Annotated in this window: 15 protein-coding genes; 8 read left to right on the top strand and 7 right to left on the bottom strand. The window is 71.0% G+C overall.

Going from position 1 to position 23,344, the window contains the following annotated elements:
- Positions 1-46: 46 nt before the first annotated feature.
- Positions 47-412 carry a YraN family protein gene (locus IT293_16740; protein ID MCC6766309.1) on the bottom strand — a complete coding sequence of 122 codons (366 nt, stop codon included), beginning with the start codon at positions 410-412 and terminating at the stop codon, positions 47-49.
- 146 nt (positions 413-558) lie between these two features.
- Between IT293_16740 and IT293_16735 the strand changes: the two genes are divergently transcribed.
- The 7 genes from IT293_16735 to IT293_16705 all read left to right on the top strand — a co-directional run bounded on the left by IT293_16735 (position 559) and on the right by IT293_16705 (position 9,209).
- Positions 559-1,251 carry a hypothetical protein gene (locus IT293_16735; GenBank protein ID MCC6766308.1) on the top strand — a complete coding sequence of 231 codons (693 nt, stop codon included), beginning with the start codon at positions 559-561 and terminating at the stop codon, positions 1,249-1,251.
- Positions 1,230-3,089 carry a glycoside hydrolase family 15 protein gene (locus tag IT293_16730; GenBank protein ID MCC6766307.1) on the top strand — a complete coding sequence of 620 codons (1,860 nt, stop codon included), beginning with the start codon at positions 1,230-1,232 and terminating at the stop codon, positions 3,087-3,089. The genes IT293_16735 and IT293_16730 overlap by 22 nt, the downstream gene beginning before the upstream one ends.
- A gap of 7 nt (positions 3,090-3,096) precedes the next feature.
- Entirely contained in the window at positions 3,097-5,262 is a 2,166-nt protein-coding gene (locus IT293_16725; GenBank protein MCC6766306.1) for a bifunctional alpha,alpha-trehalose-phosphate synthase (UDP-forming)/trehalose-phosphatase, read from the top strand.
- A gap of 63 nt (positions 5,263-5,325) precedes the next feature.
- Positions 5,326-5,613 (top strand): Asp-tRNA(Asn)/Glu-tRNA(Gln) amidotransferase subunit GatC, encoded by a 288-nt coding sequence (gene gatC / locus IT293_16720; GenBank protein MCC6766305.1) that lies wholly within the window; start codon positions 5,326-5,328, stop codon positions 5,611-5,613.
- A gap of 21 nt (positions 5,614-5,634) precedes the next feature.
- Entirely contained in the window at positions 5,635-7,125 is a 1,491-nt protein-coding gene (gatA, locus tag IT293_16715) for an Asp-tRNA(Asn)/Glu-tRNA(Gln) amidotransferase subunit GatA (GenBank protein ID MCC6766304.1), read from the top strand.
- Positions 7,122-8,582, top strand: a complete 1,461-nt coding sequence (gene gatB, locus IT293_16710; GenBank protein ID MCC6766303.1) for an Asp-tRNA(Asn)/Glu-tRNA(Gln) amidotransferase subunit GatB — start codon at positions 7,122-7,124, stop codon at positions 8,580-8,582. Before gatA ends, gatB begins: the two co-directional genes overlap by 4 nt.
- Before the next feature lie 57 nt (positions 8,583-8,639).
- Positions 8,640-9,209, top strand: coding sequence for a class I SAM-dependent methyltransferase (locus IT293_16705; protein ID MCC6766302.1), 570 nt, complete (start codon positions 8,640-8,642; stop codon positions 9,207-9,209).
- Positions 9,210-9,296: 87 nt separating this feature from the next.
- Here the strand turns inward: IT293_16705 and IT293_16700 are convergent, their stop codons facing one another.
- Both IT293_16700 and IT293_16695 read right to left on the bottom strand, forming a co-directional pair.
- The gene (locus tag IT293_16700) at positions 9,297-10,331 is read right to left on the bottom strand and encodes a 23S rRNA (adenine(2503)-C(2))-methyltransferase RlmN (GenBank protein MCC6766301.1); all 1,035 of its coding nucleotides are present in this window, start codon (positions 10,329-10,331) and stop codon (positions 9,297-9,299) included.
- 38 nt (positions 10,332-10,369) lie between these two features.
- Complete coding sequence (locus IT293_16695; protein MCC6766300.1) at positions 10,370-11,305, bottom strand: DMT family transporter; 936 nt, start codon at positions 11,303-11,305, stop codon at positions 10,370-10,372.
- Between the two features lie 77 nt (positions 11,306-11,382).
- On the opposite strand from IT293_16695, the gene IT293_16690 reads away from it, so the two are divergent.
- A complete protein-coding gene (locus tag IT293_16690; protein MCC6766299.1) occupies positions 11,383-12,288 on the top strand; it encodes a ferritin-like domain-containing protein in 906 nt (301 codons plus the stop codon).
- Positions 12,289-12,472: 184 nt separating this feature from the next.
- Here IT293_16690 and IT293_16685 read toward each other — a convergent pair whose 3' ends face one another.
- From IT293_16685 to IT293_16670, 4 genes are all read right to left on the bottom strand, one after another.
- Positions 12,473-15,049 carry a DEAD/DEAH box helicase gene (locus tag IT293_16685; protein MCC6766298.1) on the bottom strand — a complete coding sequence of 859 codons (2,577 nt, stop codon included), beginning with the start codon at positions 15,047-15,049 and terminating at the stop codon, positions 12,473-12,475.
- Between the two features lie 166 nt (positions 15,050-15,215).
- The gene (locus IT293_16680; GenBank protein ID MCC6766297.1) at positions 15,216-19,082 is read right to left on the bottom strand and encodes a hypothetical protein; all 3,867 of its coding nucleotides are present in this window, start codon (positions 19,080-19,082) and stop codon (positions 15,216-15,218) included.
- 341 nt (positions 19,083-19,423) lie between these two features.
- Entirely contained in the window at positions 19,424-20,059 is a 636-nt protein-coding gene (locus IT293_16675; protein ID MCC6766296.1) for a response regulator transcription factor, read from the bottom strand.
- Between the two features lie 213 nt (positions 20,060-20,272).
- Positions 20,273-23,188 carry a hypothetical protein gene (locus IT293_16670; GenBank protein ID MCC6766295.1) on the bottom strand — a complete coding sequence of 972 codons (2,916 nt, stop codon included), beginning with the start codon at positions 23,186-23,188 and terminating at the stop codon, positions 20,273-20,275.
- Positions 23,189-23,344: the final 156 nt, after the last annotated feature.

Raw genomic sequence — 23,344 nt, 5'->3', positions numbered from 1 at the left:
CAACGACGCGGACGCGGAGCGTGCGCTCCGGCGCCGCACGCGGCGTTCACCCGCCGAAGGCGTCGGGCACGTGCGCGATCGTAACCACCTCGCCGCGGACGTCGATCGCGACCACGTCGAAGCGGATCGGCCGGTCGTGCAGCGCCGGATGCGCGGCGAGAAACCATTCGGCGACCCGCACCACCTGGCGCTGCTTCGCCGGCGTGACCGACTCGAGCGCGCCGCCCTGCCCGCGCGAGCGCCGCGTGCGGATCTCGCAAAAGACGAGCGTCTCGCCGTCGAGCGCCACGAGGTCGATCTCCCCGGCCGGCGCGCGGACGTTACGCGCGACGATCCTGAACCCGCGGGCGGCGAGGAAGGCCGCCGCCCGCGCCTCGCCGTCGCGTCCGCAGCGCTGCCTATCCCGCGTCACGACGGGAGCGTACGCGCCGGCACGGCGGCCCGCATGGCGACGAGTATCCGTCCGACCCCGGCGCGCCCCCGTACTTGCTCTCGGCGGGCCGGCTTGCAACTTTTCGCCTCGGGGCGCCTTGAGCGCGCTCCACGGAGGAGGAATCCATGCACCCACGTCTCGCCATCGTCGCCGCGCTCGCCATGTCGCTCGCCGCCCCCGCGCCGGGCTTGGCTGCCCCGACCGGGGTCCAATGGACGCCCGACGCGAACCAACTGCTCGTGAACAAGGACGTCGGGAACGAGCGCTGGGCGATCACGCTCAACCTGGCGGATTTCTCGGCGACCGGGAACGTCTTCTTCAGCGACGGCGGCGCCCCCGCCTTCGTCTGGTGCGAGAAGACCGGCGACAGCTTCGACGCCGACGCGGGCGAGCTGAACCTCCGCTACCGCTGCTTCGGCGCTGACGCCGGCCTCGGCGGGTTCGCGTCGGCCGACTGGAGCCTGATCAACGACGACGTCACGTTGCCTCTCAGCTTCTTCATTCCCGCGACCGAAACCTGCGACCTCACGGACGCGCTCAACGGGCAGAGCTCCGGCGCCGCCAGCAACTACTGGAACTGCGGCGGCAGCGCCGGCTCGTTCACGTTCAGCATCTTCGCGAACGGCACCGCCCGCAACAGCGCGACCTCGACCTTCGAGTACGACGCCGTCGACGAGGCGTGCCGCATCGCGCAGCTCGCCGACGGCAGCTACCTCGACCTCGAATACTCGCCGAGCCGCGACCATCTCACGCTCTACGAGGCCACGACCGACGTGAAGAGGCTGATCGTGAGCGAGTGCGAGCGGGTGGACTTCTGAACGACGTCGCCCACCCGGCCGGGAAGGCGGCGGCCCTCGCCGGCGTCGCCGCTCCCCGGCTCGATCACGCGGTCTACGGCAACGGGCGCGTGCTGGCCCTCGTCTCGCCGACGAGCGCGATCGAGTGGCTCTGCCTGCCGCGCTTCGACTCGGGCTCGGTCTTCGGACGCCTCCTCGACGCCGAGCGCGGCGGGTGCTTCCGCATCTTGGCGCGCGACAGCGAGCGCGCCGGCCGCCTCGATTACGTGCCGAACACGAACGTCGTCCGGCTGCATTTCGAGGACGCCGACGCGGCGTGGGAGATCGTCGACTTCGCGCCGCGCATCCCGCGCGGACTCGACGTCGACGTCCCGATCGAGATCGTCCGCATCGTCCGGCCGCTCCGCGGCTTGCCGCGCCTGCGCGTCGACTTCGACCCGCAGCCGGACTACGCCCGCGCGTCGGGCGCGCTGCACGAGACCGGAATCGGCCTCGAGGTCCGGGGACTCGCGCAACCCATCTGCCTGGCGACCAACCTGCCATCGTCCTACGTCCTGAACCGCACGGAGTTCACGCTCGACCGCCCGATCTTCTTCACCCTGACCTGGGGTCCGCGCGAGGCGCCGCCGACGCTCGAGCTCGTCGAACACGCCCGTGACCTCACGATCGCGGGCTGGCGAGCATGGGCGCAGACGTGCGCGCTGCCCACCTACGCACCGGCACACGTGTTGCGATCGGCACTGTGCCTGAAGCTCCACGCCTACCACGACACCGGAGCGATCATCGCCGCGGCCACCACCAGCATTCCGGAGGCGATGGGCACGCCGCGCACGTGGGACTATCGTTACTGCTGGCTCCGCGACGCGGCGTTCACCGTGGAAGCGCTGCGCCGGCTGAGCCACTTGAACGAGGGCGAACAGTTCATCCGTTACCTGCGCGATACGGTCGGCGACGGCCCGCTGCAGCCGGTGTACGGCATCGGCGGCGAACGCGACCTCACCGAGGAGCTCCTGCCGCACCTCGCCGGCTTCGGCGGCAACGGTTGGGTCCGGCGCGGCAATGCCGCCTTCGCGCAGCGCCAGCACGACCTGATGGGCGAGCTCGTGCTCTGCCTCGATACCTTTCTCGGCGATCCGCGCATCGTGCACGACGAACCGCAGCGCTACTTTCCGATGGTCGCCCGCCTGGTGGAAAGCGCGATCGAGCTGGCGCCGCGGCACGACACCGGCATCTGGGAGTTCCGCTCGATGCTCCGGCCGTACACGTTCTCGCGCGCGATGTGCTGGGCGGCGATCCATCGCGGAGCGAAGATCGCCCGCCGGTTCTGCCGCCACGACGAGGCTGAACGCTGGGAGCGCATCGCCGCGGCGGAGCGCGACGTGGTCCTGACGCGCGCCTACAACGCCGAGCTCGGCTACTTCACCCAGGCGCTCGACGGTGAGTTTCCGGACGCGTCGAATCTCCTCCTGCCGACGATCGGGATCATCGACGCGCGCGATCCGCGCTTCGTCTCGACCGTCGATCTGTACGCCGAGCGGCTGACCGCCGGTGGCTTCATGCAGCGCTATCGCAATCCGGACGACTTCGGCGAAACGACGAGCGCCTTCACCATCTGCTCGTTCTGGTGGGCCGAAGCGCTCGCCCTCATGGGCCGACTCGAGGACGCGATGAACGTCTTCGAGCGCCTCATCGGGCATGGCAATCCGGTCGACCTCTTCTCCGAGGACATCGAGCCGGCGACCGGGCGCCAGATCGGCAACTTTCCGCAGGCCTACACCCACGTGGGACTCATCCACGCCGCGACGACGATCGGCGAGCTCCTCGAGGCCCGCGAAGGTCGCGTCCGGGCCTGGGCGTGAGAAGCGCGTGGTCCGCGTCCTCATCGTCGCCAATCGGCTGCCCGTCGCGATCGTCACCGACGACACGGGGCGTCCCGCGCTCGAGCCGAGCCCCGGCGGGCTCGCGTCCGGGCTCGCCTCGGTACACGATCGCGGCGATTCGCTCTGGATCGGCTGGCCCGGCACGACCGACCCCCTCGACGCGGCGCTCGCGGCGGAGTTCGCGGCACGGCGCCTCGTTCCCGTCTCGATCGACGCCGTCGAGCTCCGTCGTTACTACGACGGCTTCGCGAATGGCGTCGTCTGGCCCCTCTTCCACTATCTGCTCGAGCGGCTGCCGCTCGAGATCCACGGCTTCGACGCATACCAGGCCGTAAACGAGCGGTTCGCCGAGGCCATCGCCGCGCACCATCGCGAAGGCGACGTCGTCTGGGTACACGACTACCAGCTCCTGCTGGTTCCAGCCCTCGTCAGGCGCCGACTGCCCCGGGCCCGCATCGGTTTCTTCCTTCACGTGCCGTTTCCGTCGTCGGAAGTGTTCCGCACGCTGCCCCATCGGGACCATCTGCTCGAAGGCGTCCTCGGCGCCGACCTCATCGGCTTCCACACGGCGGCCTACATGCGGCACTTCGCGACGTCGGCGCTGCGCGTGCTCGGCGTGCCGACCGACGTCGACCGCGTCGTCTGGCGCGGCCGCGAAGTCCACCTCGGCGTCTTCCCCATGGGCATCGACGCCCTCGGCTACGAGCGCGGCGCCGCCGCGCCCGCCGTCAACGAGCTCGCGCAGGCGTGGCGCGCAGACGGCGTCCGCATCCTCCTCGGCATCGACCGACTCGACTACACCAAGGGCATCCCGCGGCGCCTCCTCGCATTCGAGCGCCTCCTCGAGCGCCACCCGGAGCTCCGCGAGACCATCCGCCTCGTACAAGTGGCGGTGCCGTCGCGCGAGGACATGCAAGCGTACCAGACCTTCCGCGAGCAGGCCGACGCGTTGATCGGTCGCATCCACGGCGCCTTCGCCACGCCGAGCTGGGTTCCCGTACACTGGATGTACCGCAGCGTCTCGCACGACGAGTTGCTCGCGCTCTACCGCGCCGCCGACGTGATGCTCGTCACCCCGCTCCGCGACGGCATGAATCTGGTCGCGAAGGAGTTCTGCGCCGCGCGGATCGACGGGGACGGCGTGCTGGTGCTTTCCGAGTTCGCCGGCGCCGGCTCCGAGCTGTCGGAGGCGATCCTGGTGAACCCGTTCGACGTGGAAGGAGCGGCCGCCGCCTACCATCGCGCGCTCACGATGTCCGAGAGCGAGCGCCGTGCGCGCATGCGCGCGCTCCGCGCGCGCATCTTCGCGTACAACGCCACGCGTTGGGCGACGCGCTTCCTCGCCGCCCTCGCACACGGCGCCGAGCGTCCGCCGGGGCAGCGCCTGCCGACGCCGCCCCGCGTCTTCGCGGACCTCGCGAGCCGGATGCGTGCAGTCCCGTCGGCGCGGCTCCTGCTGGATTACGACGGAACCCTCGTTCCGTTCGCGGTGCTCCCGGAGCTCGCGTGGCCCGACGCCGAGCTCATCGCGCTCCTCACCGACCTCGCGGCGCATCCCGGATGGGAAGTCCATCTCGTGAGCGGCCGCGCCCGCGACAACCTCGCGAGCTGGTTCGGCACCCTGCCCATCGGGCTGCACGCGGAGCACGGCCTCTGGTCGCGCCTGCCGGGCTCGCAGGCCTGGCTCGGCGGCCCCGCGGTCGACATGTCGTGGCGAGACGCGGTCGCCTCCATCCTCGAGGACTTCGCCGCGCGCACACCCGGATCGATCGTGGAAAACAAGGAGGCATCGCTCGCCTGGCACTACCGCGCCTGTGACCGGCAGTTCGGCCTGCAGCAGGCGCACGAGCTGCACGCGCACCTCACCGAGCGCCTGAGCAATCTGCCCGTCCGCATCGTCCCGGGCGATCGCGTGATCGAGGTCCGCCCACATGGCGCCAACAAGGGGACCGTCGTGACCATGATTCGCGCCGCCGCGCTTCCCGGAACGCCCCTCTGCGCACTCGGCGACGACCACACCGACAGCGACATGTTCCGCGCGCTCGGCCCCGGGGACGTCGCCATCCAGGTCGGCGATCACGGAACCGGAGCGCCGTACGTCCTCGCCGATCCGGCCGCGGCGCGCGCGTTCCTGCGCGGTCTCCTGCCCTGATGACGTCGCCCGCGGCGCGCCCACGTTGGCGGGATCGGATCCGCCTTGCTACAGTCCGCGCTCGTGAAGCTCACCGTCGACCAGGTCCGCCACGTCGCGCTCCTCGCCCGCCTCGCGCTCACTCCCGAGGAGGAGCGGGAGCTGGCCGCCACGCTCGACCAGATCCTCCAGCACATGGAGACGCTCGATCGGCTCGACACGACCAACGTCGATCCGACCGCACACATCGTGGCGGTCGACACCCCCTGGCGCGAGGACGTCGTGACCAACGCCGCCGACACCGACGCGCTCCTCGCCAACGCGCCGGCCCGCGATGACGATCTGTTCCTGGTTCCCAAGATCATCGATTGACCGCCGATTGACTCCCACACGATGCTGAACGACCTCACCATCGCGACCGCGGCCGAACGGCTGCGGCGCGGCGAGCTCTCCGCCGTCGATCTCACGCGGGCCGCGCTCGATCGCATCGCGGCGACCGAGCCCGCGCTGAACGCGTTCCTCACCGTGACCGCCGATGCCGCGCTCACGGCCGCCGCGGACGCCGACGCCGCCTTGAAGCGCGGCGCCGCCGCCGGCCCCCTCACGGGGATCCCGATCGCCGTCAAAGACGTCATCGCGACCAGGGGCGTCCGCACGACCGCCGCCTCGAAGATCCTCGAGGGCTTCGTGCCGTCCTACGACGCGACCGTGACCCGCCGCTTGCGCGACGCCGGCGCGGTCATCGTCGGCAAGGTGAACTGCGACGAGTTCGCGATGGGCTCGTCGAACGAGAACTCTGCCTACGGCCTCACGCGCAATCCGTGGGACCTCGCGCGCGTCCCGGGCGGATCGTCGGGCGGATCGGCCGCATCGGTCGCCGCCGGCCAGGCGCTCGCCGCCCTCGGCACCGATACCGGCGGCTCGATCCGGCTGCCCGCCGCGTACACCGGCATCGTCGGCCTAAAGCCGACCTACGGACGCGTGAGCCGCTTCGGCGTGATCGCCTACGCGTCATCGCTCGACCAGGTCGGACCCTTGACGCGCGACGTGACGGATGCGGCGCTCCTCCTCGGCGTGCTCGCCGGTCACGACCCGCGCGACTCGACGTCGGTCGACCGACCCGTCCCCGACTACGCGGCCGCGATCGCGGGCGGCGTCGCGGGGGCGCGCGGCCTCCGCATCGCCCTGCCGCGCGAGTACTTCGCCGCGGGCCTGCAGCCCGACGTCGAGCGGGCGGTGCGCGCCGCCACCGACGTGCTGCGCGACGCCGGCGCCGCGCTCCACGAGGCGTCGCTGCCGCACACCGAGTACGGAGTCGCGTGCTACTACATCCTCGCCCCCGCCGAGGCGAGCTCGAACCTCGCGCGCTACGACGGCATCCGTTACGGCCTGCGCGCCCCGAGCACCGGCGGCCTCCTCGACCTCTACCGCGACACCCGTGAAGCCGGCTTCGGCCGCGAGGTGAAGCGACGGATCATGCTCGGGACGTACGTGCTCTCCTCCGGGTACTACGACGCCTACTACCTGAAGGCGCAGAAGGTGCGGACGCTCATCCGCCGCGACTTCGAGCGCGTGTTCGCCGACGCCGACGTGATCGTGACGCCGGTCGCGCCCACCACCGCGTTCCGCATCGGCGAGAAGACCGCCGACCCGCTCGCAATGTACCTCTCGGACGTGCTCACGATCGGCGTCAATCTGGCCGGCCTGCCGGCGATCGTGGTGCCGTGCGGACTCGATCACGCCGGCATGCCGATCGGGCTCCAGATCGTCGGCCCGCCCTTCGGCGAAGAGGCCGTGCTGCGCGCGGCGTGCGCCTTCGAGGCGGCGACCGACTGGCACGCGCTCCGCCCTCCGGACGTCGCCGGACGCGAGGCGCCGCGATGAGCCTGCGCCTCGGCAACTACGAAAGCGTCATCGGGCTCGAGGTGCACGCCGAGCTCCTCACCGCGTCGAAGATCTTCTGCGGCTGCTCGGCCGCCTTCGGCGCGCCGCCGAACCGGCACACCTGCCCCGTCTGCCTCGGCATGCCGGGGATGCTGCCGGTCTTGAACCGCCGCGTCGTCGAGTTCGCGGTGCGCGCCGGACTCGCGACCCATTGCCGCATCGCGCCGGTGAGCCGCTGGGCGCGCAAGAACTACTTCTATCCGGATCTCTGCAAAGGCTATCAGATCAGCCAGTACGAGCTGCCGATCTGCGAGGCGGGCTGGATCGACGTCCCGCTCGAGGACGGCACCAAGCGCGTCCGCCTCACCCGCATCCACATGGAGGAGGACACCGGCAAGAACATCCACGACGCGCACGGTAGCGCCAGCCTCGTCGACTTCAACCGTTCCGGCGTGCCGCTCCTCGAGATCGTGAGCGAGCCCGACATGACGTGGCCCGCCGAAGCGGGCGCCTACCTCCGCACGCTCCGCTCGATCCTCCAGTACCTCCAGATCTGCGACGGCAACATGGAGGAAGGGAGCTTCCGCTGCGACGCCAACTGCTCGGTCCGCCCGCGGAACACGATGGCGCTCGGCACCAAGATCGAGATCAAGAACATGAACTCGTTCCGCGCGGTCGAGCGGGCGATCGCCTACGAGCTCGAGCGCCAGGTGCGCGTCCTCGAGGAGGGCGGAACGCTCGTCCAGGAGACGCGCCTCTGGGATCCCGACCGCGAGGAGACGCGGGCGATGCGCAGCAAGGAGTCGGCGCACGACTACCGCTACTTCCCGGATCCCGACCTGCCGCCGCTCGTCGTTTCCGCGTCGTTCGTCGAAGACGTGCGCCGGTCGCTGCCGGAGCTCCCCGACGCGCGCCGCGCCCGCTTCGTCTCGGTCCTCGGCTTGCCCGAGTACGATGCCGAGGTGCTGACCGCGCGCCGCGACGTCGCCGACTACTTCGAGGCGGTCGTCACCGCGCATCCGAACGCCAAGGCCGCCAGCAACTGGGTCATGGGGGACATCCTGCGGCTCGTGCGCGAGCAGAAGCTCGACGATGCCCCCGTGATCGAACGCTGGCCCGTCACCGCGGCGCACCTCGGCGCGCTCATTGCGCTCATCGACGGCGGCACGATCAGCGGCAAGATCGCGAAGACCGTCTTCGAGGAGATGCTGGCGTGCGGCGACGCGCCGGCCGCGATCGTCGAGCGCACCGGGCTCGTGCAGGTCTCCGACGAGGGACCGATCGTGGCCGCGATCGACCAGGTCCTCGCCGCCAACGGCGCCAAGGTGGAGGAGTATCGCGGCGGCAAGGACAAGCTCTTCGGCTTCTTCGTCGGCCAGGTCATGAAGGCCACGGGCGGCAAGGCCAACCCCGGCCTGGTCAACGCGCTCCTCAAGAAGAAGCTCGCCGGCTCCTAGGGACAGCGCTGCGCAGATGGGTTCCGAGCGAGGCTCGCGAGCGCTACGCTCCGGAGCATGAACCGCTTCCATCGTTGGTACTGCCGCACCGGCCACTGGCGCCGCGTCGTGCAGGACGAGCTCCTGCCGTGGGTCCTCGGCGGCGCGGACCTCGGCGCGCACGCGCTCGAGGTCGGTCCCGGGCCCGGCCTCACGACCGACCTGCTGCGCGCGCGCGTCCCGTCGCTCACCGCGCTCGAGATCGATCCGCGGCTCGCCGCCGCGCTCCGCTCGCGCACGCGCGGCGGCAACGTGACGGTCGTCGAGGGCGACGGCACCGCGATGCCGTTCCCGGACGCCGCCTTCAGCGGCGCCGTGTCGTGCACGATGCTCCACCACGTGCCCTCGGCGGTCCTGCAAGACCGACTGCTCGCGGAGGTGCGGCGCGTGCTCCGTCCGGGCGCGTGGTTCGTCGGCTCCGACAGCACGTCGAGCTTCGTGTTCCGGCTCGCCCACCTCTTCGACACGATGGTGCTCGTCGATCCCGACGGCTTCGCGGACCGTCTCGCGCACGCCGGCTTCGCCGACGTCGCGGTGGGACGGGGTCGCGGCGCATTTCGCTTCCGCGCGCGCGTGCCGGCCGTGTAGTCGTCGCGACCGGGTCGCGGCCGGAGGCGCACGGAGCGACGCAGCGTGGCCCCGGACTCCGCCGGGACCGTGAGCGCCGCCGTCCCTTCAGCCCGCGCGCGCGGCCGTCGACCCGGCGAGCTGCCCGCACGCCGCCGCGATCTCGAGCCCGCGCGGCCAGCGGACGAACGCCCGCCGTCCGTGCGCGGCGATGCGCGCGTGGAAGGCGCGCACGCGCTCCCGGCTCGGCGCGCGCAGCGCGCTCCCCGCGACGGGATTGTGGGGGATCAGGTTCACCCGCGCGCCGATGCCGTCGAGGAGCGCGACCAGGCGATCGGCGTCGGCGAGCGCGTCGTTCAGGCCGGCGAAGAGCACGTACTCGACGAAGCACTCGCGCCGCGGGTGGCGGGCGGCATCGGCCCGCAGGAGGCCGAGCAGGTCCGCGATCGGCCAGACGCGACCGTGCGGCATGAGCCGCGCACGCAGCTCGTCGGTCGTGGCGTTCAACGAGAGCGCCAGGCTCGCCGCCGACTCGCGGAGGAAGCGGCGCATCCCCGGAAGCACCCCCGACGTCGAGACCGTGACCGACTGCGCGCGGAGCTGCGGCGCCGGACCCTGCGTCAAGACGCGAACGGCCCGCAACACTTCGTCGAGGTTGTCCATAGGCTCGCCCATGCCCATGAAGACGACGTTCCGGACCGGAACCTCCGGTGGGGCCTCGCGCGCCGCCACCATCACCTGCAGGACGATCTCGTCGGCGCGGAGCTGACGCGTGAAGCCGAGTGTGTGGGTGGCGCAGAAGACGCAGCGGCGCGTGCAGCCGGCCTGGCTCGACACGCAGACCGTGCTCCGATCCCGCGCGGGGATGCGCACGGTCTCGACGAGCGCCGCGTCGAAGGCGAGCGCGTACTTGATGGTGCCGTCGACGCTCGCGCGCCGCTCGCGAACCACAGGCGGCGTCCACGCGGCCGCGGCCCGCAGCGCCGACCACGGACGCACCGCCAATCCGTCGAGCCGCGCCGGCAGCTCCGCCGGCACCGTCGGCGTCGCGTGCAGCCAGCGCAGCACGGCACGGGCGCGCGCCGCGCTGCCGAGCACGTCGGCGAGCTCGTCAAGGGTGAGCGCGGGAAGCCGGGGCGCCATCCTCCGCCCTCTACACGCTCAAGCGTCCGGCCGCACGCTCATCCGCGCCGCGCCGCCAGGCCGACGGCGAGGCACATCAGCACCGCGCCGACGAGGCTCGCCGTGCCACCCGCGAAGGTCGCCGACATCCGCTCGCCGAGCAGAAGCGTCTCCAGGCCCGCCGCCGTGAAGACCCCGGTCGCGCACGTGAGGCTGCCGAGCGACGCCGGGGTGAACCCGAGCCCGTGGTGCATCATCCACTGGCCGCCGGCGGAGGTGAGGACCACCCCGACGAGCGCCGCCACGCCGACGCCGGACGGCACGGCGGTTCCGAGCAGCAACGCCGGGGCGGTGAGGAGCGCCCCCACCGCCATGAAATAGATCGTGATGAGCGACGCGCCCTCGCTCGCCCGAAGATGGCGCGCGGTCGCGACCGCGCCGCCCGCGAGCATCGCCCCGACGAGCGCGATCGCGAAGCCGCCCGCCGCGGCGCCGCCGGCCCGCGCCTGCGGACCGACCACGAGCGCGAGCCCGGCCAGATTGAGCGCAAGCGCGCCGACGAGACGCCACGATCCCGGCTCGCCGAGGAAGACGACGGCGATCAGCGCGGTCGGAATCGGGTACATACAGTGGAGGAGCGTCGCCCGTCCGGCGCCGATCCGCTGGATCGCGACGAAGTAGCAGAGGATGGCCGACGCGCCGAGCACCCCGCGCAGCACGACCCGCACGAGGTTTCCGGGGCGCGGGCGCAGCCTCTTCCCGCGCGCCAGGGCGAGCAGCACGACCAACGATCCCGTGAACCGCACGAACGCGATCTGCAACGCCGGCATCTCGCGCCCGGCGATCCGCACGCACACCGCCATCACCGAGAACAACAGCGACGACCCGACGAGCACCGCGATTCCGTGCCGCACCCGCCGCCGCTCGACGTCCGCCGCGAGCGCGATCTCGAGCGCATCCTCGGCGAACCCGGCGGGTGCGGCGTCGGCGGACATCGCGGCACGATGTCGAAGCGGGGGCCGCGACGCAACCGCGCTTGACGCGGTCGCGCGAAGCGGCGACAAGCTCCCGGATGATGCGGATCGGATCGGATGCTCACCTCACGCTCCTCTGCCGCGAGTTCATCGACACGCACGACGCCTTCGAGCCCGAGAAGCTCCCCTGGCCCGAGCTCGACGCCGTGAGCGTCGGGAAGCTCCGCGGACTCCCGTTCTGGGACGAGGCGATCCGCACGGAGCGTCGCACGGGCGCCAAGGTGACGGCCTACGCGGCCGAGGAGTCGCCGCCGCTGCTCCGCGAGGCGGTCGCGCTCCAGGGGTACGAGGAAACCCGGCATGCGGCGCTCCTCGCCACGCTCATCCGCCGCTACGACATCCAGGTCGATCCAGGTCCCGAACAGCCGCTGCCGGCGAACCTCGAAGCGGCGTTCATGCGGACCGGCTACGGCGAGTGCATCGACTCCTTCTTCGCCTTCGGTATGTTCGCCCTCGCCCGCGAGACCGAATTCCTGCCGCACGCGCTGTTGCGCATCCTCGAGCCCATCGTCCAGGAGGAGGTCCGCCACATCCTCTTCCTCGTGAACTGGGTGGCCTACAAGCGCCGGCAGCGCGCGGCGCTCCTGCGTCCGCTCTACCGCCTGCGCTGCCTCGCCTCGTTCGCGGGCGCCGCCTTCGATCGGGCCCGCTCGGCCGGGAACGTCGCTCGCGACGCGGCCGACGGCGACCACCGGAAGGACACGGAGACCCCGGCGGCACCGGTCTCCAAGGACGGCTTCACCGCAAGCGGGGCCTCCGCCATTGCGAGCGACTTCTCAGTACGCTCGTTCGTGGCGCTCTGTCTCCGCGAGAACGAGCGCCGCTTCGCCGCCTACGCGCCCGAGCTGCTGCGACCGCGCGTCGTTCCCGCGATGGCGCGGGCGTTCCTCGCCGTGACCTCGTTCGGCCGCCCGATCCCGCCGCTCACGTCGACCGCGACCTGAGAGGCTGTGAAAAATCCCCTCCCGTCGCCGGGCTTCAGAGTGCCGTCGCATCGCGGCGTCGCACGTCCTCGGAATACCTTCCAGGTATTCCTGCGGGTTGCTCCTTGCGCTGCTCGGCGCTCTTCGCCCGGCTCGGTCCCGGGATTTCTTCACAACCTCTGAGCCCGCGCGCCGGCCGACCCCCTCAGCGCCGCTTCGCGCGAGACGTGGGCGCCGCGGCGAGCGGGTCGTCCGGCCACGGATGCTTCGGATAGCGTCCCCGCAGCTCGGCGCGCACCCGGGCGTAGGTCGTCCGCCAGAAGCTCGCGAGGTCGTCCGTCACCTGCATCGGACGCCCGCTCGGCGCGAGGAGCTCGAAGAGGATCGCGACGCGACCGCCGCCGAGGCGCGGCGACGCCGCGAGCCCGAAGAGCTCCTGGATGCGCGCCGCCACCGTCGGCGGGCGATCCGCCGGGTAGTCCACCGGCACGCGCCGTCCGCTCGGGAGCGGCCACTGCGACGGCGCGTGCTCCGCGAGGGCCGCGCGCTGGCGGTGCGTGAGCAGGCCCGCGACCGCTCCGACGACGTCGGCGCGCCGGAGCTCGGCGAACGAGCGTGCGCCCGCCGCGAGCGCCGCGACCGCGTCGGCGACGAGCATCGCCGGCTCGGGGAGCGCGAGCTCCGGCATCGTGCGTCCGAGGAACGCGACGCGGGCGGCGAGCGCCCGCACGTCCTCGCGACCGGCGACGACCGCCTGCGGATCGGCGCGCGCGAGCTCGCCGAGCAGCGCGGCGACCTCGTCCGGAGGGACGTCGCCGCGCACGCGCTCGTCGAGCACGAGGTCGTGATAGCGGACGACGGTGCGCGCGACGATCCGCTCGTTCGCCCGATCCCACACGACCTCGCGCGCGGTCGTGACCGAGCCGGGGAAGACCTCGGCGAGCCACGCGCGCTCGATCGCGCTCGCGAGCCGGACGCGCGCTTCGCTGCCGCGCTCGCCCCCCTCGACCTCGACCGCGACGAAGAGCTCGGCGTCCCGGACGACGCTCTCGGCGGCGAGCTCGACGCCGGTGCCGCCGACCATCACCGCGCGCCGGCCGCCGGGTTCGCGGCGCCGACAGACGCGATCGGGAAACCCTGCGAGCACCGCCCGCAGCACGACCGCGTCGTCATCCGGACCGACGCCCGCGCAGCATCCGTCCGGAACCGCGCCGCCGCGCGCCTCTGCCCCACGGCGCAGCTGACGGCGCGTCCGCTCGACGACGCGAACGGCGTGCGGGTCGACCCCGGCGCGCTCGCACGCGCCCGGCGCGAATCCCGCGGCCGCGACCTCCGCGAAGAGGTCGGCGCGGACCAGCAGGTCGGACGACCCCGCGCCGAGCGGCGCCGCACCGCTCGTGCCCCCGAACGCGCGGGCGGCCCGCACCACGTCGCGCTCGCTCGCGAGCGCCGCGACGAGCGCACCCGCCGCGGGCGCGCCGAGATCCTCCGCCTCGACGAGCATGCGCCCGAGCCGCGGCGCGACCGGCGTCGTGAGAAGCCGCCGCCCGAGCGGCGTCGGCGCCCAGCCATCGCCGGCGAGCGCCCCGAGGTCGCGGAGCAGCACGCGCGCCCGTTCGAGCGCCCCGGGCGGCGGCGCGTCGAGCCACGCGAGCGTCGTCGGGTTGCGCAGGCTCCACGCCGCGAGTTCGAGCGCCGCCCGCGCGAGATCGACGCGCCGGATCTCGGGTAGCTCGTGCGCGCGCCTGCCGACCTCCTCGGCGCGCGACCAGAGCCGCAGACACCGCCCCGGACCGATCCGGCCCGCGCGCCCCGCCCGCTGCGTCGCCGAGGACCGGCTGATCGCGGCGAGGCGCAACCGGTCGAGGCCGGTGCGCGGATCGTACGAGGCGACGCGCGCAAGGCCGGAGTCGACGACGGTGGTCACGCCTTCCACCGTGAGCGCGGTCTCGGCGACGTTGGTCGCGAGTACGACGCGCCGCCGCGGCCCGGCGCGGAGCGCACGCGCCTGCTCGTCGAGGGGCTGATCGCCGTGCAGCGTGACGACGTCGACGGCGTGGGCTGCCGCGAGCGGCGCGAGCGCGCGGGCGGCGCGCCGGATCTCGCCCGCACCGGGCAGGAAGACGAGCACGTCGCCCGGGTGCTCGAGCGCGCGCCGCACCGCGGCCGCGACGCGCTCGTCGAGGCGCCGGCCCTGCCCCGCATCGTCGTAGGCGACGTCGACCGGATGCGCCCGCCCTTCGGACGTCAGCACCGCGGCGTTCCCGAGGTAGACCGCGAGCGCCTCGCTCTCGAGGGTCGCCGACATCACGACGAGACGGAGATCGGGACGCACCGTGTCCTGCAGCTCGCGGACGACCGCGAGCGCGACGTCGCTCTGCAGGTGCCGCTCGTGGAACTCGTCGAGGACGACCACGCCAACGTCCTCGAGGAAGGGATCGCGAACGAGATCGCGGCCGAGAACGCCCTCGGTGAGGAACCAGAGCTTCGTCGCGGCGCCTCCCTGGCGGGCGAAGCGCACGCGGTAGCCGACCTCCCCTCCCACCGCACCCCCGCGCTCGCGGGCGACGAACTCCGCCGCCGCGCGCGCCGCCACCCGCCGCGGTTCCACCACCAGCACGCGGCGATCCTTCGCGATCTTCGCATCGAGAAGCGCCGCCGGCACGCGCGTGGTCTTCCCGGCGCCCGGCGCGGCCCGCACCACCACGCGATTCGTCCGGGCGAGCGCGCTGACGACCGCGGGCAACAACGGGTCGATCGGAAGCGGGCGCGGCGGCGGCATCCGCCCGACTATGGAGCCTCGTCGGGCGCGCCACAAACTATGCCGACGATCATCCCATGCCGACGATCATCCCGAGATCGTCGGGGCCCGCGAGTCACGGCGATTCCCGGAGCTGACGGCCGGCGCCCCCCGCGCACGGCCGTCCTCTCCGGACCTCGGCCCGACGTCAGTAAGGCTCGAGGAACTGACTCTTCTTGCCGAGCCGCCAGCTACTGCCGCGCTGCTCCCAGACTCCGCGAACCGCCCAGCCGTGTCCGCCGCCCGAGAGCTCCGTCTGCATGTCGCCGACCGCACGGGAGGCGTCGCCGTACGCTTTCAGCTTCATGGCATAGTAGCCGTAGCAGACGGCGCTCGAGCAATCGCTCGCGGCCGCGCAGGGAGCTCCGTCGTCACCGCCACCGGCGCAGCGCTTCTTGGTCGTCTTCCCCTTGATCTGGATGGAGTACAGGCCGCCCTCGGTCTTGGCCGCGACGTTGCGGTACCGCCACCGCAGCAGGTTGTTGTTGGTGAGTCCCTCACCGGGCACCGTGACCTCGAAGACGATGGCGCCGGCACCGCTCGCCGCGCAGGTCGAGCCGGGCGAAAGCGCCTCGCAGTCCGCCGAGCTCGCGCACAGGACCTCGGCATCGTGCGAGCAGACCAGTCGCGAGATCCGGACCCGCAGCGGGCCGCTCCGGAAGTCCACGTCCGTCGTCGCGATCAGACGCCCGTGGGCCTCGATCACGTCGAGACCACCCGCGTCGACCTTGATCTTGGACGGATCCTCGCAGATCGGCTCCTGACAGTTGTTGAGACACCCGTCGAGCGGCTTCTGCGGCTTGTCCGTCCGGCAGCCACTCACGAGATTGGCGTCGTCACAGCTCTCCTCGTGATTCGCTTGCACCTCCCCGTCGCCGCAGAAGGTGCAGTCGGGACGGCAGATGGTCTGCCCGTTCGGACCGAGCGCCGGATCGGGAGGATCGCAGGTCTCCGGATCCACCACCACGCCGTCCCCGCAGCCCGGAGTCGGCATCGTGGTCGGCGCCGCGCTGAACGTCGCCGTGACCGTCGGCGTCGCGGTGACGGTCGGGGTCTCCGTGACGGTGGGGGTCGCCGTCACGGTCGCCGTCGGCGAGATGGTCGAAGTGACGGTGACGGTCGGCGTCGCGGTGAGGGTCGGTGTAGCCGTGACGGTCGGCGTCGCCGTGGCGGTCGGGGTCTCGGTCGGCGTCGCGGTGACGGTGGGGGTCGCCGTGACCGTCGGCGTCGGCGAGATGGTCGAGGTGACGGTGACGGTCGGCGTCGCGGAGAGGGTTGGCGTCGCGGTGACCGTCGGGGTCGCCGTGACCGTCGGCGTCGCGGTGACCGTCGGGGTCGCGGTGACCGTCGGGGTCGCGGTGACCGTCGGCGTCGCCGTGACCGTCGGCGTCGCGGTGACCGTCGGCGTCGCGGTGACCGTCGGCGTCGCCGTCACGGTGGGCGTCGCGGTTGCCGTGGCCGTCGGCGTCGCCGTCACGGTCGGCACGATCGTGAATGTCGGCGTCGGGGTCACCGTCTTCGTCGCCGTCGGCGTCGCGCTGAGCGTCGGCGTCGGAGTCACCGTCGGCAGGAGCACGTACCCGAAGTCGGCCGTGAGGTTGCATTCACCGCCGGCGAGCGTGATGGCCTTCGGATCGTTCGCGGTCGTGAGCCCGTAGCCCGGTGGGACCGTGCCGCTCACGACGTCGACGATGTACTTGTTCGCGAGCAGGCCGAAGAACTTGTACGCGCCGCTCCCGTTGGTGTTCTGACTCGCGACGAGCACGTCGCCGCCGTCGAGGAGTCCGTCGCCGTTGACGTCGCGATAGAGATTCAGCGTGACCGCGCCGATGCCGCCCTCGGGACCGCCGTCCTGGATCGCGTCCGCGTCGAGGTCGTACCAGACGAAGTCGCCGATGCAGCCGTTCAAGGGCGTGACGTCCTTGCACTTCACCGTGACGCCGACGGCGGTGGCCGTGCACTCGTTCACGATCTCGCTCGTCCCCGGGGTCAGGCCGCCGAACGCGTCGATCGTGACCTTGAACGTCACCTGGTAGGAGCCGCCGACCGGGAGCGCCGTGATGGGATCGAGGATCACGCCGGCCCCGTCGAGCGGGAACGCCGTGCCGATGCCGTCGTCCGGGATCGGCGTCGTGACGTTCGCAGCGTTGGTGAAGAAGGTCGAGTTCGGCACGTACGTCGTGTCGGCGGGCAGCGTGTCCTTCAACAGGATGTCGGGCACGGGCGCCCGGCTGATGTTGACGATCGGGATCGTGTACAGGATCACGTCGCCCGGGCTGATGAAGCCGTCGCCATCGTTGTCGGTGAAGAGCGTGCCATTCTTGCCGGCCGAGAAGAGCGGCAGCGGCGGAACGCCCGTACCGACGTCGAGCCCCGGAGCGGAGATCGTCGCGGTCAGCGGGTCCTGCCCCCAGGCGGCCGCGAGCTTCACGCCCGTCGTCAACGTGTAGACCAGCGTCCCGGTCTGATCGCGGTCGTTGGTATCGTAGATCTTGGCGCGCTCGAGCTCCTTCAGCGAGAGCGCCACGTTGTACTGGTTGCCGTTGGGATCGGTGAGCGGTCCGGTCAGCGGATCGGCGTCGAAGTCGACGTAGACCGTCACCGCCACGTCGCCGTTCCCGACCGGCGTCACCCACACCGGGTTGCCGTTCTCGTTCGGATTCGTCCCCGACGTCGGGTCGCGGCCGATGCCGAGGCCGATCAGCACCTGCGGGGTCAGCGAGTCCTCGGGGACGAGCGTGTACGCCCAGTCCCATGACTGGTTGCCGCCGTTATTCGTGTCGGTCGAGTTGGTCGTCGAGAGCGCGTAGAAGGCCGACAGCGCCGTGAAGCTCGCCCCGTACCCGTCGGGGATGACCTGCGACAGATAGCCGCCCGCCGGCCCGCCCGGCACGACGAGCGGCGTCGTCGTCAGGGCCCCGCCGCCGTCGCGCGTGGTGTACTGCACCGTGAGGTTGCCGGCACCGGGGTTGTAGAGCCAGACCGTCGTGCCCGCCGCCTGGTTCTGCGCGGTCGCCGCGGTCGACACCGGCGTGTAGTACGCTTTCGACCAGAGGCTCGTCGGAAGGATCTGGGAGTCGCGACTCTCGTAGGTCGAGGCGATGTCGCCCGTCAGCATGTGAACCTCGACGGGCTTGTCCGACGTGACGTGCCCACCCGCGACGACGCCGCCGTTCACGAAGTAGTTCTCGCCTTCGTTCAGCACCACCGTCGTCTCGAAGCCCCCGCTCGCGTCCTTGTCGATGTTGACGGTCGTGTTGTTTGCGGCGGCGACGATGAAGAGGCTCGTGTACTCGAACATCTGGTGGTCGGTGCCGTCCGGGATGTTGGCTCCGACCGGCGCGCGGTAGTCGGTGCCGTAGCTGTTGGTGTCGAAGATCTCGACCGAGCCGGCGAGAAGCGTACCGGAGCCGGCGGCCCATCCCGTCTTCGACACCGCGATGGTCTTCGTCGCCGCGATCTTGTCGCGTCCGTCGAAGTCGATGGTGAGCATGCTGGCGGTGTTGATGTCGTTCTTGAGGACGATCACCTTCCCCGCGTTGATCAGGTCGCTCGTGTCGCAGGTCCCGCCCGGACACTGCGAGTTCACCGTGCAGCTCGCACCGTTGTTGCTGCCGCCGACGCAAACGGACGGCGGCGCACCGTTCGCCGGATTGCCGTCGCCCCAGATCTGCGTTCCGCCCGGGTTGCCGCCGCTGTAGAGATTCGCCGGATTGGCGATGTCGGCGTCGTACCCGTTCTCCCACTGATCGTAGTAGACGATCGTGCCGTCCGCGACCGCCGCGATCGAGATGTAGCTCGTGACCGGACTCGCGGGTGTGGTGCCCATACCACCGCTCGTGATCGCCTGCAGCGCGGTCAGCAACTGGTCCTCGGGGAACGGCACGTAGAAGAGCTGGACCGGTGCCGGATTCGGAACCGCCGAGGCATCAGCGGCGGCGATCGCCGTCATCAGCGCGGCGCAGACGATGACCACCCACCGATGTGGACGGGAGCGACGGGACTCGTGGCGCATGGATCGGCTCCTTACGGATTGGTACGGCTGGTTAGGGTTGGTCACGGATACCCGAGAGACCATCGTCAGGCTCAATACGCCGGCTAACTTATATTCAGTACGACGACTGGGTGACCCGCATATGCGTGACTCGATATCGATCTATGTCCCGGACGCGCCTTTTCGGGACGGAGTTTCCGGGCGGGCTGACCCGCCTTGAAGCACTTTCGCCCGCGACGGAGGTCGATCACCGGCCAGTCGTCCCCTTTTGGAGCGGTGCCTCCCGCCATCGCCCCCCGCCTCCGCGCGTCGGGTATTCTCCGGATGCACCCGCACGCACGCTTTCGCGCAGGCTCTCGGGGCTACTTGGCGCGGGCGACGAGGCCGCACCGCAACGCGTACAGGGTCAGACCGATGCGATCCCGGACGCTCACCTTGCGGAAGATGCGGCCGAGGTGCGTCTTCACCGTCTGCTCGCTGATGAAGAGCAGGCGCGCGATCTCCGCGTTGCGGAGGCCGTTGGCGACGTGCTTCGTGATCTCGCGCTCCCGCGCCGTGAGACGCGCGGGGGGCTCCTCGTGCAGCAAGTCGGCCACGCGCGCCTGAAGCTCGGACGGCATCCACACGCGCCCCGCCGCGACGGTGCGGATCGCCTCGATGAGCGCCGCCACCGACGACTCATGGAACACCACGCCCCGCGCTCCCGATCGCAGCGCGTTCAGCGCATCGCCCGGATCGTCCCCGTCGCTACAGAGCACGAGGACGCGGATGCCCTCGCTGAGCTCACGGATGTCCGTATTTCCGAGCGGCATGCCGCGATCCAGCAAGAGGACGTCGCACGGTGCGTTCGTCAGCCGGGGAAGGACGTCGGCGCCGTCGCTGATCTCCGCCGCCACGACCACACCCGCCTGGAGCTGGAGGAGCGCCTTCAAGCCCTCGCGCACGAGCGTGCGGGAATCGGAGATCGCGATGCGAATGGCCGAAGCCGGAGCGTTCACGAGCACAGCCAATGGTCCGTGGTCATCGCCGACGCCTCGTTCTTGATAACACGCGACGGACCGAGCGCAAGCCATCAGCGGTGAATCTCTCTGCGCCGCAACGATACATCCTTTCGCCGGAGCGCCGCGGGGAACCTCCCGGTGGCGCGTGCGAGCGGAGGACGCCGGACAACGCCCGGCATCCCCGCTCGCACGCTCGCCACTGCACTCAGCTCAGAACTGCCGGCACTTGATGCCGCTCGAGGTAGCGCGGCAGTCCGAGATCACCGAGGTGAGGTCGAACTGTCCGCTCGCCGGCGGCGGCGGGCCGAAGGTGAGGACGACCGTCACCGGCCCCTCGAACACGAGGTCCGTGGCCGTCGCGAGCTTCCGGAAACGCGCGGAGAAGCGATACACGTCCGGCGTCTTCGGGAACGGCTTGAACCTCGCCTTGAACTTCTTGTCCGCCGTCGAGCAGCTGATGCGCGTTCCCTTGACCGCGCACTCGGTGCTGACCGTCCAGGTCTGCGACACGGAGAACGGCGTCGGCGTCTTGCTGTCCGTGACCGTGAAGGTGATCTTCGGCGACGTCAGGAGACTCTGCGACGGATCGAGGATCACGTCGCCCTTGAGACCCACACCTCCGTTCGGGCGCCCCACGTTGTTGGATCGCTTCAGATCGACCGAGGTGGCGTTCATCGGCCCGTCGTCCGGGTCGCAAACGTTGCCGAGGTCGTCACCGTCGATGTCGGCCTGGTCGGGATTGGGGACCACAGGGCAGTTGTCGTCGGTGGCGCAGATGCCGTCGACGTCGACGTCGCCGCCGCCGCCGTCCGTGCAGACCCCGATCTGACAGGTGTCGGGGATCGAGCACGTATCGGGCGTCGCGACGCACCCGGTGCCGTTCGGCAGGGGGGAGGCCTGACACCCGCCCGGCTCCGCACACACGCCGGCGTTGCACTGATCGGCGAACGGCGAGCAATCCGGCGCCGTGCCGGGAACGCACATCCCCGTGCCGACGTTGCAGGTCTCGGCGCCGTTGCACACGAGCCCGTCGTTGCAGTCCGCATCCTGCGTGCAGCTCACGCACGGCGCCGGCCCCACGGCGAACGGCGTGTAGTCGACGCCGACGCTCACCGCATCGCACGCCGGGTTGGTCGGACCGGCCGCGCAGCCCCACCAGTTGTTCTCGGCATCGACGTTGCCGTTGCTGTCGACGCAGACGTTGACGCCGCCGTCACAGTTGTTGGTGACGCCCTCGACGTCGCTGTTCAGGAAGCTGTTCGTGTGGATGTCGATCGTGCTCAGGTCGAAATTGACGCCCGTGATGTACTCTATCACCTCGACGCCGCGGCCGTTGTCGGCGAAGCGGTTGCACTGGACGACCACGTCGTTGGCCTCGTAGATCCCGATGGCGCGCCGGGTGCCGCTGATGTCGTTGCCGGTGAAGGTCGTGCTCCCCCACACGGTCGCGTCGGGGTAGCCCCACGCCACGAGGCCGCCCGATCGGTTCCCCGGCGCGCCGGTCCCGGTCATGACGTTGTCCTTGACGAGGCCGTCGGCCGCCTGCGTCACCGTGGAGTAGCGGAAGTTGCCCGAGATGGCGTTGTTCTCGAACCGGAACTCGTCCACGCCCGGGTTGATGTAGAAGACACGGTCAGCCACGGCGTTCAGCGGCTGGAACGTGTTTCCGGTCACGACGAGGCTGTTCACGTTCACGCTCGTGTCGTCGTACGACGAGACGATCCCGAAGCCGTCGTCGCCCGTGGTGCTGCCCGGGTCGCTCGCGCCCACCTTGAGGCAGTTGTCGCTGATGGTGACGGTATTGAGGCCCGGACTGAGGTAGATGTTGGTGGCAGCGATCACGGACGGGGTCCCGTCGCGCCCGACGATCGTGAAGCCGTCGATCGTGGTGTCGGCGCCGTTGATCGTCAGCGCCCCGAGGTACGTGGTCGCAACCGGGGGCGCCTGCAACTGGATGATAGTCGCGCCGCAGGTGGGCGCGACTGCCTGCAGGGTGAGCGATTTGGTGAGATTCGGGCTCTCCTGGTACGTCCCCGGCAGCACGGAGACCGTCGTCCCGTTCGGCACCGCGTTGTTCGCGCCCTGGATGTTCAACCCGATCGTGCCCACGGCGGCGTTCGCGTAGACGCCCTTGTCGAACGTGTTCTGCCCCGCCACGGTCCCGACCGTCTCGCCGGTGTTCTGGACGTAGACGTGGCCGGTCGCCGGCGGCACGATCGGCGTCGCGCAGCTCGCCACGAGGCCGGTGCTGTCGAAGGTGTTGCCGGAGATCGTGGTACTCGCGCCGCGCGCCCGCAGGCTGGTCGCGAACCGGCTCGTCGTCCCGCTGAAGTCGTTGCCGGTGATGGTCGCGCCGTTCGAGTCGATGGTGACGAGCGTGTTGCCCTGTTCCTGGCCGCCCGCATTGCAGCCGCCCGCGGCACCCGTCACCTGGTTGTTGGTGAAGGTGGTGCTGGAGGTGTTGAGGCACCCGCCGCCGCACCCGATCGCCACGAGCTGACGGGGAACGTTCGGCGTCGTGAACTGGTTCGCGAAGCCGTAGTCCGCGGGATTCGCACCGGTGAAGGTCTGGCCGGAGAACGTGTTGCCGGAGACGACGAAGCCGCTGATGGTCGGGCCGTACTCCGTCTGCAAGCCCGCGTCGCCGGCGGCCACGATCTCGTTGTCGAGCACCTTCGCGTTGCTGTGGCTGCCCTGGAAGTAGACGGCCGCGCTTTCGACCCCGGGCGAAAGGTTGTCGATGCCATTCACCGTGAAGCCCTGGCCGGGCGCGCCGATCTGCGCGCCGGTCGTCGCGTTGATCACCGTGATGGTGCCGAGCGTGCCGGTCGGCGTCGACGGCGGGGCGATGGTGGTCACGGCGCGGCCGTTGAGCGAGACCAAGGTCACGTTCCGGTCGATGACGACGAACTCGACGTAGGTGCCGTCGTCGACGAGCACCGTGTCGCCGGCGGCGGCCGCGGCGATGCCGGCGTTGATGGTGGCGGCGGATCCCGTACAGGAGCCGTCGATGCCGATGTTCGGTACGCAGACGACGGCGGCGGCGGCAGGCGCCGCGAGCGTCGCGAGCGCCGTGACGATGCCCGCCACGCCGGAGACCAGTGAACGGTAGATGGGAGAGCGCATGGGTCAGGACCTCCTTGGGTATCTGGGTAGGTGCGCGGGCCAAGCGCAGGCCGACGGTGGCTGCGAACTCACCCGCGCGAGAGGTCTACAGAGTAACCGGCCCCTGGTCGTCAGGCTCAATCCGGTGAAAGAACCCATGTTCGTAGCCCCTTCGAT

This window comes from Deltaproteobacteria bacterium, assembly GCA_020848745.1.
Lineage (GTDB): Bacteria > Desulfobacterota > Binatia > UTPRO1 > UTPRO1 > UTPRO1.
The sequence above is the reverse complement of the archived record's forward strand: the minus strand, read 5'-3'. Positions and strand labels throughout refer to the sequence as shown.

What these genes read in the sequence shown, in the direction of transcription:
- IT293_16735 (MCC6766308.1), top strand. Translation starts at nt 559, where the DNA reads ATGCACCCACGTCTCGCCATCGTCGCCGCGCTCGCCATGTCGCTCGCC.
- gatA (MCC6766304.1), top strand. Translation starts at nt 5,635, where the DNA reads ATGCTGAACGACCTCACCATCGCGACCGCGGCCGAACGGCTGCGGCGC.
- gatB (MCC6766303.1), top strand. Translation starts at nt 7,122, where the DNA reads ATGAGCCTGCGCCTCGGCAACTACGAAAGCGTCATCGGGCTCGAGGTG.
- IT293_16705 (MCC6766302.1), top strand. Translation starts at nt 8,640, where the DNA reads ATGAACCGCTTCCATCGTTGGTACTGCCGCACCGGCCACTGGCGCCGC.
- IT293_16700 (MCC6766301.1), bottom strand. Translation starts at nt 10,331, where the DNA reads ATGGCGCCCCGGCTTCCCGCGCTCACCCTTGACGAGCTCGCCGACGTG.
- IT293_16695 (MCC6766300.1), bottom strand. Translation starts at nt 11,305, where the DNA reads ATGTCCGCCGACGCCGCACCCGCCGGGTTCGCCGAGGATGCGCTCGAG.
- IT293_16690 (MCC6766299.1), top strand. Translation starts at nt 11,383, where the DNA reads ATGATGCGGATCGGATCGGATGCTCACCTCACGCTCCTCTGCCGCGAG.
- IT293_16685 (MCC6766298.1), bottom strand. Translation starts at nt 15,049, where the DNA reads ATGCCGCCGCCGCGCCCGCTTCCGATCGACCCGTTGTTGCCCGCGGTC.
- IT293_16680 (MCC6766297.1), bottom strand. Translation starts at nt 19,082, where the DNA reads ATGCGCCACGAGTCCCGTCGCTCCCGTCCACATCGGTGGGTGGTCATC.
- IT293_16670 (MCC6766295.1), bottom strand. Translation starts at nt 23,188, where the DNA reads ATGCGCTCTCCCATCTACCGTTCACTGGTCTCCGGCGTGGCGGGCATC.